This is a genomic window from Serratia sp. 121840015-1 (assembly GCF_053627655.1).
In genome coordinates this window covers 1,801,389-1,813,298 of record NZ_JBSEYF010000001.1, presented here as the reverse complement: position 1 = coordinate 1,813,298, position 11,910 = coordinate 1,801,389, and the positions used below count along the sequence as shown (strand labels likewise).

Annotated in this window: 13 protein-coding genes and 1 other annotated feature; all 13 genes read left to right on the top strand. The window is 57.3% G+C overall.

The window, feature by feature from the left end:
- Positions 1 to 239 precede the first annotated feature (239 nt).
- Complete coding sequence (locus ACUXAC_RS08735) at positions 240 to 863, top strand: hypothetical protein (RefSeq protein WP_060440074.1); 624 nt, start codon at positions 240 to 242, stop codon at positions 861 to 863.
- Positions 864 to 1,078: 215 nt separating this feature from the next.
- A complete protein-coding gene (gene thrS, locus ACUXAC_RS08730; protein ID WP_025159696.1) occupies positions 1,079 to 3,007 on the top strand; it encodes a threonine--tRNA ligase in 1,929 nt (642 codons plus the stop codon).
- Between the two features lie 3 nt (positions 3,008 to 3,010).
- Complete coding sequence (gene infC, locus ACUXAC_RS08725; protein ID WP_048233542.1) at positions 3,011 to 3,562, top strand: translation initiation factor IF-3; 552 nt, start codon at positions 3,011 to 3,013, stop codon at positions 3,560 to 3,562.
- 98 nt (positions 3,563 to 3,660) lie between these two features.
- The gene (gene rpmI / locus ACUXAC_RS08720) at positions 3,661 to 3,858 is read left to right on the top strand and encodes a 50S ribosomal protein L35 (RefSeq protein ID WP_004931418.1); all 198 of its coding nucleotides are present in this window, start codon (positions 3,661 to 3,663) and stop codon (positions 3,856 to 3,858) included.
- Positions 3,859 to 3,901: 43 nt separating this feature from the next.
- Positions 3,902 to 4,258, top strand: a complete 357-nt coding sequence (rplT, locus tag ACUXAC_RS08715) for a 50S ribosomal protein L20 (protein ID WP_004931417.1) — start codon at positions 3,902 to 3,904, stop codon at positions 4,256 to 4,258.
- Positions 4,259 to 4,371: 113 nt separating this feature from the next.
- Positions 4,372 to 4,494: a sequence feature (Phe leader region), on the top strand.
- Entirely contained in the window at positions 4,376 to 4,420 is a 45-nt protein-coding gene (gene pheM / locus ACUXAC_RS08710; RefSeq protein ID WP_121626058.1) for a pheST operon leader peptide PheM, read from the top strand. It overlaps the preceding feature by 45 nt.
- A gap of 187 nt (positions 4,495 to 4,681) precedes the next feature.
- Positions 4,682 to 5,665 (top strand): phenylalanine--tRNA ligase subunit alpha, encoded by a 984-nt coding sequence (gene pheS, locus ACUXAC_RS08705; protein ID WP_004931416.1) that lies wholly within the window; start codon positions 4,682 to 4,684, stop codon positions 5,663 to 5,665.
- A gap of 14 nt (positions 5,666 to 5,679) precedes the next feature.
- On the top strand, positions 5,680 to 8,067 hold the full coding sequence (gene pheT / locus ACUXAC_RS08700; RefSeq protein WP_342121261.1) for a phenylalanine--tRNA ligase subunit beta: 2,388 nt from the start codon (positions 5,680 to 5,682) through the stop codon (positions 8,065 to 8,067).
- A gap of 4 nt (positions 8,068 to 8,071) precedes the next feature.
- A complete protein-coding gene (gene ihfA / locus ACUXAC_RS08695; protein ID WP_004931414.1) occupies positions 8,072 to 8,368 on the top strand; it encodes an integration host factor subunit alpha in 297 nt (98 codons plus the stop codon).
- 553 nt (positions 8,369 to 8,921) lie between these two features.
- Positions 8,922 to 9,332: a DUF2502 domain-containing protein gene (locus ACUXAC_RS08690; protein ID WP_038871079.1), complete on the top strand. Its 411-nt coding sequence runs from the start codon at positions 8,922 to 8,924 to the stop codon at positions 9,330 to 9,332.
- Positions 9,333 to 9,511: 179 nt separating this feature from the next.
- Positions 9,512 to 10,519: a vitamin B12 ABC transporter permease BtuC gene (btuC, locus tag ACUXAC_RS08685; protein ID WP_454266599.1), complete on the top strand. Its 1,008-nt coding sequence runs from the start codon at positions 9,512 to 9,514 to the stop codon at positions 10,517 to 10,519.
- Between the two features lie 45 nt (positions 10,520 to 10,564).
- Complete coding sequence (locus tag ACUXAC_RS08680) at positions 10,565 to 11,116, top strand: glutathione peroxidase (RefSeq protein WP_180548534.1); 552 nt, start codon at positions 10,565 to 10,567, stop codon at positions 11,114 to 11,116.
- A 5-nt stretch (positions 11,117 to 11,121) separates the two neighbouring features.
- Positions 11,122 to 11,877, top strand: a complete 756-nt coding sequence (gene btuD, locus ACUXAC_RS08675) for a vitamin B12 ABC transporter ATP-binding protein BtuD (protein ID WP_126180500.1) — start codon at positions 11,122 to 11,124, stop codon at positions 11,875 to 11,877.
- Positions 11,878 to 11,910: the final 33 nt, after the last annotated feature.

Here is an 11,910-nt window from a genome sequence, read left to right as displayed (position 1 = left end):
TTTCCAGGCTCGTTTGCGCGTCTCGATGATAGAGGGATGAGAGCCTGAAATACTGACGGTGATGAAATGACAGCCAGGAAAGACTGGCGCTTCCCCCGGCCATGTGCCGGGGTTTTTATTGTTTGCGGCATGATTAATGACCACCTTTATCGCTGTGCACGGTATTAGGCATCAATTGCCACGATCCCTGAGAACAGGTGGATAACATAGATGCGCTGTAAATAATAATGAGTGTGATTATGAAACAAGAGCTGAATATTTTGCTGGGGAAGGCCGTTGCCTTTCTATTCTACGGCGCTTTTTTAGCGGCCTTGGTCGGCCTGGTGTTTATTGACGTACACTGGCTGCATAATTTCGTGCATGAAACCTCGCTGACCGAAGTGGCGCAGGAACTGTTGCTGCTCGCCATCGCCGGTGGTTTTTTCGCCGCGGCCTGGCGACAGGCTGAACGCCGCTCCGCCTGGATGCTGGTCGGCGGCTTCTTTCTCTGCATGTTGATCCGCGAGATGGACTTCGCCTTCGATGCGCTGTGGCACGGCGCGTGGGTGTGGTTCGCGCTGGCGATCGCCTTGGTTTGCCTGTGGCATGCCGCCAGGCACATCGCGGCGACGGTGCGCGGCCTGGCCGATTTCGTAACGCATCCCGGCTACGGCATGATGTGCGCGGGCCTGCTGTGCATTCTGGTGTTTTCCCGCCTGTTCGGCATGAGCGCGCTGTGGCAAACGCTGATGTTGGACGGCTATAACCGGGTAGTGAAAAACATGGTGGAAGAGGGCTGTGAACTGCTGGGCTACGGCCTGTGCCTGCTGGCCACCCTGAGCTACATGAAAACCGTTTTTGCGCCGGATGATGCGAAAGCGTGAGGGCGGCGCTTTATTTATCCGGAACAATTTTAGTGATACTATTCGCTTAGCCGAATGCGGCTGAGAAGGTATGCGTTCCATTCTGTATACCCAGTGAGGTTTCAATCTGGCAATTGTGGGCGAGATCTGAAACCTGGCTGACCAAACCCAAAACCCAATTTTCGTACTGCATGTGATCTGTCGTGTGGGTCACCACTGTAGATAAGGAATTATTAATGCCTGTTATTACTCTTCCTGACGGTAGTCAGCGTCATTTCGACCACCCCGTTTCCCCGATGGATGTCGCGCGCGATATCGGCCCTGGCCTGGCGAAAGCCTGTATCGCCGGCCGCGTCAACGGCGAGCTGGTTGATGCCGGCGATCTGATCGAATCAGATGCGCAGCTGGCCATCATCACCATCAAAGATGAAGACGGTCTGGAAATCATGCGCCACTCCTGCGCGCACCTGCTGGGTCATGCGATCAAGCAGCTGTGGCCGGATACCAAAATGGCGATCGGTCCGGTGATCGACAACGGTTTCTATTATGACGTGGATATCGACCGCACCCTGACGCAGGAAGACCTGGATCTGCTGGAAAAGCGGATGCACGAGTTGGCCGATAAGGATTACGACGTCATCAAGAAGAAGGTCAGCTGGCAAGAAGCCCGCGACACCTTCGCTGAGCGCGGCGAAATCTACAAAGTGGCGATCCTGGATGAGAACATCAGCCATGACGATCGTCCTGGCCTGTATCACCACGAAGAATACGTCGACATGTGCCGCGGTCCGCACGTGCCGAACATGCGTTTCTGTCACCATTTCAAGCTGCAGAAAACCTCCGGCGCTTACTGGCGCGGCGACAGCAAAAACAAAATGCTGCAGCGTATCTACGGCACCGCCTGGGCAGACAAGAAGCAGCTGAACGCCTACCTGCAGCGCCTGGAAGAAGCGGCCAAGCGCGATCACCGCAAGATCGGCAAACAGCTCGACCTGTATCACATGCAGGAAGAAGCGCCGGGCATGGTGTTCTGGCACAACGACGGTTGGACGATTTTCCGCGAGCTGGAAGCCTTCGTGCGCATGAAGCTCAAAGAGTACCAGTACCAGGAAGTGAAAGGTCCGTTCATGATGGACCGCGTGCTGTGGGAAAAAACCGGCCACTGGGAAAACTACAAAGACGCCATGTTCACCACCGCGTCGGAAAACCGCGAATACTGCATCAAGCCGATGAACTGCCCGGGTCACGTGCAGATCTTCAACCAGGGCCTGAAGTCGTACCGCGATTTGCCGCTGCGCATGGGCGAGTTCGGCAGCTGCCACCGCAACGAGCCATCGGGCTCCCTGCACGGCCTGATGCGCGTGCGTGGCTTCACTCAGGATGACGCACACATCTTCTGTACCGAAGAGCAGGTGCGTGCCGAAGTGAACGAATGCATTCGCATGGTCTATGACGTGTACGGCACTTTCGGCTTCGACAAGATCGCCGTCAAGCTGTCTACGCGTCCGGAAAAGCGCATCGGCACCGACGACATGTGGACCCGTGCGGAAGAAGACCTGGCCGCCGCGCTGACCGAGAACGGCATTCCGTTTGAATATCAGCCGGGTGAGGGTGCCTTCTACGGACCGAAAATTGAATTTACCCTGCATGATTGTTTGGATCGCGCATGGCAATGTGGTACCGTGCAGCTCGATTTCTTCTTGCCGGGCCGTTTGGGCGCCTCGTACGTTGGCGAAAACAACGATCGCGTCGTGCCGGTAATGATTCACCGCGCCATTTTGGGCTCCATGGAACGCTTCATCGGTATCCTGACCGAAGAATACGCCGGGTTCTACCCGACCTGGATCGCCCCGGTGCAGGTGGTGGTGATGAATATCACCGACAGCCAGTCTGATTACGTCCAGCAATTGACCAAAAAACTGCAGGATGCAGGTATTCGCGTGAAAGCGGACTTGAGAAATGAGAAGATTGGCTTTAAAATTCGCGAACATACTTTACGTCGAGTCCCTTACATGTTGGTGTGCGGCGACAAAGAGGTCGAAGCAGGCAAAGTTGCCGTTCGTACCCGCCGTGGCAAAGACTTGGGAAGCCTGGACGTAAACGAAGTCGTAGACAAGCTGCTGAAAGAGATTCGCAGCCGTAGTCTTCATCAACTGGAGGAATAAAGTATTAAAGGCGGAAAACGAGTTCAACCGGCGCGTCCTAATCGCATTAACAGAGAAATTCGCGCGCAAGAAGTTCGCCTAACCGGCGTCGATGGCGAGCAGATTGGTATTGTCAGTCTGAATGAAGCTCTTGAAAAAGCTGAGGAAGCGGGCGTTGATTTAGTAGAAATCAGCCCAAATGCCGAACCGCCAGTTTGCCGAATCATGGATTACGGCAAATTCCTCTACGAGAAGAGCAAGTCGACGAAAGAACAGAAGAAGAAGCAAAAAGTTATCCAGGTTAAGGAAATCAAATTCCGTCCTGGCACCGATGATGGCGACTATCAGGTCAAACTACGCAACCTGATTCGCTTTCTGGAAGATGGCGATAAAGCCAAAATCACCCTGCGTTTCCGTGGGCGTGAGATGGCGCACCAGCAGATCGGTATGGAAGTGCTTAACCGCGTCCGTAAAGACCTGTGTGAAGATATGGATCTGGCAGTGGTCGAATCCTTCCCTACGAAGATCGAAGGCCGCCAGATGATTATGGTGCTCGCTCCTAAGAAGAAACAGTAAGGCTTACAAGTAATGGAACCCGCGCGGCGCTTGCGCTGTGTGGGTTTTATTCGCCCAACTGATTCGTTGTTTAACAATGCGAAGTGGATTTAATTAAAATGCCAAAGATTAAAACTGTACGTGGTGCAGCCAAGCGCTTCAAAAAAACCGGCAGCGGTGGTTTTAAGCGTAAACATGCCAACCTGCGTCATATTCTGACCAAAAAAGCAACCAAGCGTAAACGTCACCTGCGTCCGAAAGGCATGGTGTCTAAAAACGATCTGGTCCTGGTTACCGCGTGCCTGCCGTACGCATAAGCCATTTTTTTTGAATTTAGAATAAGACTTTAGGAGAGAGCATATGGCTCGCGTAAAACGTGGTGTAATTGCACGCGCACGTCACAAGAAAATTATGAAGCAGGCGAAAGGTTACTACGGTGCCCGTTCGCGCGTATATCGTGTTGCCTTCCAGGCAGTAATCAAAGCAGGCCAGTATGCTTACCGTGACCGTCGTCAACGTAAGCGTCAGTTCCGTCAGCTGTGGATTGCACGTATCAACGCAGCTGCTCGTCAGAACGGTCTGTCTTACAGCAAGTTCATCAACGGCTTGAAAAAAGCGTCGATCGAAATTGACCGTAAGATCCTGGCTGACATCGCAGTCTTCGACAAAGTGGCCTTCGGCGCACTGGTTGAGAAAGCGAAAGCAGCTCTGGCGTAAGTCAGTAGAAGAGGGAGCTTGCTCCCTCTTTTAATCTTTGTTTTCAGCGACAAATATTGACTTTTATTGGCCGCCGCTATATCACTGGTGGGCAATCATCGACAAGGTACCGCAATCATGCACGCAGCTATTTTTCGTTTCTTTTTTTACTTTAGCGCCTGATTTCAGGAGGCTTTGCGCGTAAGAAAAGAAACGAAAAGTAGCGCCTAAGCCTCCCTCGTGGAGGCTTTTTTGTTTTTGGCCATCGTCCCGCCTTGCAAAGCGTTGCGGTGAGAGCGGCAGGCGTTGAGCGAGCCTTGTGCCTCGATGGTGAGTCACCTGGCCGGCAACGTATTGAAAAGTCTTTGAAGATTGCTCAAAGGCGTGTTCGAATAATAGATAACAATTACTTAGGGCCATCCCGGCCAGAGGAAGAGGAAAGCAATGCCACATCTCGCAGAGCTGGTTGCCAATGCCAAGGCAGCCGTAGAAGATGCCCAGGATGTTGCCGCGTTAGATTTGGTGCGCGTCGAATATTTTGGCAAGAAAGGTCATTTCACCTTGCAGATGCAGTCTCTGCGCGACGTACCGGCGGAAGACCGTCCGGCGGCCGGCGCGGTGATCAACCAGGCCAAGCAAGAGGTGCAAGACGCGCTGAACGCGCGTAAGAACGCACTGGAAAGCGCCGCGCTGAACGCGCGCCTGGCGGCAGAAACCATCGACGTGTCCTTGCCGGGCCGTCGCATGGAGAACGGTGGCCTGCATCCGGTGACCCGCACCATCGACCGTATCGAAACCTTCTTCGGCGAGCTGGGCTTCTCCGTTGCCACCGGCCCGGAAATTGAAGACGATTACCATAACTTCGACGCGCTGAACATTCCAGGGCATCACCCGGCGCGCGCCGACCACGACACCTTCTGGTTCGACGCCACGCGCCTGCTGCGCACCCAGACTTCAGGCGTGCAGATCCGCACCATGAAGAACCAGCAGCCGCCGATCCGCATCATTGCGCCGGGCCGCGTTTATCGTAACGACTACGATCAGACGCACACCCCGATGTTCCACCAGATGGAAGGGCTGATCGTCGATAAAGACATCAGCTTCACCAACCTGAAGGGCACGCTGCACGATTTCCTGAACAACTTCTTTGAAGAAGACTTGCAGGTTCGTTTCCGTCCGTCCTACTTCCCGTTCACCGAGCCGTCCGCTGAAGTGGACGTGATGGGCAAGAACGGCAAGTGGCTGGAAGTGCTGGGCTGCGGCATGGTGCATCCGAACGTGCTGCGCAACGTGGGCATCGATCCGGAAGTTTACTCCGGCTTCGCCTTCGGCATGGGCATGGAGCGCCTGACGATGCTGCGTTACGGCGTCACCGACCTGCGCGCATTCTTCGAAAACGATCTGCGTTTCCTCAAACAGTTTAAGTAAGGCGGGAATATCACATGAAATTCAGTGAACTCTGGTTGCGCGAGTGGGTAAACCCGGCCATCAGCAGCGAAGCATTATCCGATCAAATCACCATGGCCGGCCTGGAAGTGGACGGCGTGGATCCGGTTGCCGGCGCGTTTAACGGCGTCGTCGTGGGCGAGGTGGTCGAGTGTGGCCAGCATCCGAACGCCGACAAACTGCGCGTTACCAAGGTTAACGTAGGCGGTGATCGCCTGCTCGACATCGTCTGCGGCGCGCCGAACTGCCGTACCGGCCTGAAAGTGGCGGTCGCCACCGTGGGCGCGGTGCTGCCGGGCGATTTCAAAATCAAGGCCGCCAAGCTGCGCGGCGAACCTTCGGAAGGCATGCTGTGCTCGTTCTCCGAGCTGGGTATTTCCGACGATCATGACGGTATCATTGAGCTGCCGCTGGATGCGCCGATCGGCACCGACATCCGCGACTATCTGAAACTGAACGACAACACCATCGAGATCAGCGTTACCCCGAACCGCGCCGACTGCCTGGGCATCATCGGCGTTGCGCGCGACGTGGGCGTACTGAACCAGGTTGCGCTGACCGAGCCGGACATGAGCCCGGTAGCTGCCACCATCGACGCCACGCTGCCGATCCGCGTTGACGCGCCGCAGGCGTGCCCACGCTATCTGGGCCGCGTAGTGAAAGGCATCGACGTTAAGGCGCCAACCCCGCTGTGGATGCGTGAAAAACTGCGTCGCTGCGGTATCCGTTCTATCGATGCCGTGGTTGACGTCACCAACTATGTGCTGCTGGAGCTTGGGCAGCCGATGCACGCCTTCGATCTGAGCCGCATCGACGGCGGCATCGTGGTGCGCATGGCGGAAGAAGGGGAAACCTTGACGCTGCTGGACGGCAGCGAAGCCAAACTGAACGCCGACACCTTAGTGATCGCCGATCATCAAAAAGCGCTGGCGATGGGCGGCATCTTCGGCGGCGAGCATTCCGGCGTCAACGGGGAAACTCAGGACGTGCTGCTGGAGTGCGCCTTCTTCAGCCCGCTGTCGATCACCGGTCGCGCACGCCGTCACGGCCTGCACACCGATGCTTCTCACCGCTATGAGCGCGGCGTCGATCCGGCGCTGCAGTACAAAGCGATGGAGCGCGCTACGCGCCTGCTGCTCGACATCTGCGGCGGCCAGGCCGGCCCGGTTATCGACGTGACCGATGAAAACGAACTGCCGAAGCGCGCTACCATCACGCTGCGCCGCGAGAAGCTGGATCGCCTGATCGGCCACGTGGTGCCGAGCGAGCAGGTTAGCGACATTCTGCGCCGCCTGGGTTGCCAGGTAACCGAACAGGGCGACAGCTGGCAAGCGGTCGCGCCGAGCTGGCGTTTCGATATGGAGATCGAAGAGGACCTGGTGGAAGAAGTGGCGCGCATTTACGGCTACGACAACATCCCGGATGTGCCGGTTCGTGCCGATCTGGTGATGACCCAGCATCGCGAAGCCGATCTGACGCTCAAGCGCGTGAAGACCATGCTGGTCGATCACGGCTACCAGGAAGCGATCACCTACAGCTTCGTCGATCCGAAAGTGCAGGCATTGCTGCATCCGAATGAAGAAGCGCTGATCCTGCCGAGCCCGATTTCGGTCGAGATGTCGGCGATGCGTCTGTCGCTGTGGACCGGCCTGTTGTCTGCGGTGGTGTATAACCAGAACCGCCAGCAGACGCGCCTGCGCCTGTTCGAAAGCGGCCTGCGCTTTGTGCCTGATAGTGCGGCAGATCTGGGTATCCGTCAGGATGTCATGCTGGCAGGCGTGATCGCTGGCCATACGCACGATGAGCATTGGGATCTGGCGCGCAAGCCCGTCGACTTCTATGATTTAAAAGGGGATCTGGAGTCTGTCCTCGAGCTGACCGGTAAATTATCCGAAATTCAGTTCCGGGCGGAAGCCAATCCGGCCCTGCATCCAGGGCAAAGTGCGGCGATTTATTTGCACGGCGAACGCGTAGGTTTCATTGGTGTGGTTCACCCGGAACTTGAACGTAAACTGGATCTTAACGGCCGCACTGTGGTGTTTGAACTGGAGTGGAACAAGCTTGCGAGCCGCGCCGTGCCTCAGGCGCGGGAGATTTCGCGCTTCCCGGCAAACCGCCGTGATATCGCCGTTGTGGTGGCTGAAAACGTCCCCGCAGAAGATATTTTGGCCGAGTGTAAGAAAGTTGGCGCAAATCAGGTAGTTGGCGTAAACTTGTTTGACGTGTACCGTGGCAAGGGCGTGGCAGAAGGTGACAAGAGCCTGGCTATCAGTCTGGTATTGCAGGATACCGCTCGTACACTGGAAGAAGAGGAGATAGCCGCTACCGTTGCAAAATGCGTAGAGGCTCTAAAACAGCGATTCCAAGCATCCTTGAGGGATTGAACCTATGGCGCTTACTAAAGCTGAAATGTCAGAACACCTGTTTGAGAAGCTTGGGCTTAGCAAACGGGACGCCAAAGACCTGGTGGAACTGTTCTTTGAAGAGGTCCGTCGGGCCCTTGAGAATGGCGAACAGGTAAAACTGTCGGGTTTTGGCAACTTTGATCTGCGTGACAAGAACCAACGTCCGGGGCGTAACCCGAAGACCGGCGAAGACATTCCGATTACGGCGCGCCGCGTGGTGACCTTCCGTCCGGGGCAGAAGCTGAAAAGCCGGGTAGAAAACGCCAGCCCGAAAGGGTGAGTGACGTGACATCAAAAAAGGCCGCTTGCGCGGCCTTTTTCTTTTTTTTGGGAAAATTCAGTTTATTCCTAATGGGCAATGTAAGAATTAAATTTATTCATTAAAGCACTACGGCGAAAATTTATTTAATATTATTTGTGGAATATTCTTATATCTTATTTCATTTGATGGGTGGCCTTATTTGTCATTTCAATAACGGCCATAATAATGGCCTGGGCCGTCGCCGCGGTGGCCTCCACCCCAGTGCGGGCCCCAGCAGCAGGCGCTGAGGCTTGAGGCTAGGGCCACAACGGCCAGCAACATACCGATACGTTTAATCATCTTATTATCCTCCGGTGGGAATCCATTTAATTATAATTGTCTTGCGGTCTGAGAGACGTCAGTTATTCGTTAAACCTTGTCAGTGGTTATGATAATTAAAGGCGGCGGCAAACAGTGTAGGGATTGTGTAAGGCCGTCGAAAACGATCTGAAAATAGGCATCGATGAGATAGTCGTTAAATAAGCACGCTGATATAACCACTGCAGCAAGAAAAATAGAGTGAGAAGGTAAAATGAAAAAGATCCTGTTGCTGGTGTGTTTCCCGCTGTTGCTGCCGCTGGCGGCGCAGGCCGATGTGTCCGTCGATATCAACGTGCCGGGCGTTTCCCTGCATCTGGGGGATCAGGACCGTCGCGGCTACTACTGGGATGGCTACGACTGGCGTCCACCGCAGTGGTGGCATGCGCACCAGGGCCGCGGTCTGGGTGAGCGCAATGCGCGCGGTTTGTACTGGGACGGCGGACGCTGGCAACCTTCGCCGCCGCGTGGTTATGAGCATCGCGAGCCGGAGCGCAGCGGCAATCCGTTCCATGGCGATCGCGATAATCGCGACCGCCGTCATGACGATCGGGGTGACCATGACCGGCGCGATGACGGCCGCGGTCAGCCTTATCCACCGGGCAACGCCGGCCCGCATCGTTAATCCCTGAGTTTATCGGCGGCTGGTTTTGCCATCATCATGGTGATGACGGGCAGGGCCAGCCGCTGCTTTCCTGCGCCATCGCCTACGCAAGGCTTCCCCTTGCGGCGTTAACCCCCTAATATTCGACTCAGACGTCAATTATCCGGCCACGACAGCGGCCGGCAGGGAACCGCCGCGCCATGCCAACCAGCCGTACTTTCACCTTACTGTTGCAACATCAGCGCTACCGCGATAAGCGCCAGGTCACTCTGCTGGCGCTGGGCGTGGCGGTGGCGTTGCTGTTCAGCCTCTGCGCCGGTGACCAATGGATATGGCCGTCAGCGTGGTTCAGCGATCGGGCGCAGCTGTTCGTTTGGCAACTGCGTTTACCGCGCGCGCTGGCGGTGATGCTGGTCGGCGCCGCCCTGGCGGTGGCGGGCGCGGTGATGCAGGCGCTGTTTGAAAACCCGCTGGCGGAGCCCGGTCTGCTGGGGGTGGCTAACGGCGCCGGCGTCGCGCTGGTGTTGACGGTGCTGTTAGGGCACGGTTTGTTGCCGGTGGCGCTGATGAGCGCCGCCGCGATAGCCGGTGCGCTGGCGATGACCTTTTTGCTGCTGGGCTTCGCTCGGCGCCGGCGCCTGACCAATGCGCGGCTGTTGCTGGTTGGCGTGGCGCTGGGCATTGTGTGCAGCGCGCTGATGACCTGGGCGGTCTATTTCAGCACCAGCCTCGATCTGCGGCAGCTGATGTACTGGATGATGGGCGGTTTCGGCGGCGTCGATTGGCGGCAAAAGTGGCTGGTGCTGGCGCTGCTGCCGGTGCTTTTGTGGCTGTGCGGCCAGGGCAGAGCGCTCAACCTGATGGCGCTGGGCGAGGTGCAGGCGCTGCAACTTGGGCTGTCGCTGCATCTGTGGCGTAATTTGCTGGTGCTGGCGATCGGCTGGCTGGTTGGCGTCAGCGTGGCGCTCGCCGGAGTGATTGGCTTTGTTGGGTTGGTGATCCCGCATATTTTGCGGCTCACCGGCCTGACCGACCAGCGCTATCTGCTGCCGGCCTGCGCGCTGGCGGGAGCCGGGGTGTTGCTGGTGGCCGATGTGATCGCCCGCGTTGCGCTGCTGGCGGCCGAGCTGCCGATCGGCGTGGTGACCGCCACGCTGGGGGCGCCGCTATTTATCTGGTTACTGACCCGAACAAAGGGCGTAAGGTAGTTTTCTTCATTCACCTGCCATTAAAAAACCAAAGGATGACAACCGATGAGCAAGCCAATCTACAACCTGCCGTTACACACCATCGAAAACCAGGCGACCACGCTGGGCGCCTATCAGGGTAAGGTGCTGCTGGTGGTCAACGTGGCCTCGGAGTGCGGCCTGACCAAGCAATATGAAGGGCTGGAAACGCTGTACGAAACCTATCGCGATCGGGGGCTGGAAGTTTTGGGGTTCCCGTCCAATGAATTCTTGGGCCAGGAGCCGGGCAGCAACGAAGAGATCCTGGCGTTTTGCCGCGGCACCTTCGGCGTGCAATTCCCGATGTTCGCCAAGATTGAGGTGAACGGCGAACATCGGCATCCGCTGTACCAGGCGCTGATTGCCGCGCAGCCGGATGCTGTCGCACCGCAGGGCAGCGAGTTCCTGGCGCGAATGACCAGCAAAGGGCGTGCGCCGAAGCACGCCGGCGATATTCTGTGGAACTTCGAGAAATTCCTCATCGCGCGCGACGGCACGGTGATCCAACGCTTCTCGCCTGACACCACGCCGGAAGATCCGGCGCTGGTGGCGGCGGTAAAACAAGCGCTGGCAGGATAAGACGGATGCTGCAACTCGTCGAGGTTGGGGTGGCGGGGCGCCTGGCGCCTTTTTCGGCACAGATTGAAGGCGGGTTGCAGGTTCATCTGATCGGCCCAAACGGCGCCGGGAAGAGTACCTTGCTGGCGCGGGTGGCCGGCATGCTGCCGGGGCTGGGCGAGGTTCGCCTGGACGGGCGCGCGCTGGCCGATTATTCCGGTAACGCGCTGGCATGCCGGCGTGGCTATCTCAGCCAGCAACAGCCGCCGGTGTCGCTGATGCCGGTGTTCCAGTATTTGGCCTTGCACCGGCCAGCGGCAGCGGCGCAAACCGATGTGGAACACGCCATTCTCTATTTGTGCCAGCGGCTGAAGCTGGTGGATAAGCTGTCACGCATGCTGACGCAGCTCTCCGGTGGCGAATGGCAGCGGGTGCGGCTGGCGGCGGTGTTGCTGCAGGTGTGGCCCAGCGTCAATCCGCACAGCCGGCTGTTGTTGCTGGATGAGCCGACCAACAGCCTGGACGTGGCGCAGAAAGTCGCGCTGGATCGCCTGCTGCGGGAATTTTGCCAGAGCGGGCGCAGCGCGCTGGTGTGCGCGCACGATCTGAATCATACCTTACAGCAGGCCGATCGGGTTTGGTTGCTGCACGCCGGGCGGCTGGTGGCACAGGGGGCCACGCGTGAGGTGATGGCACCCGCGCTGCTGTCGCAGATCTATGAAGTGGACTTCCACCTGCAATGGGTGGGGGACCAGCGTTGGATCATGACCCGCACGGCTTGAGTCGCGGCGGCGGCGGAGCGTAACGTAAACGAA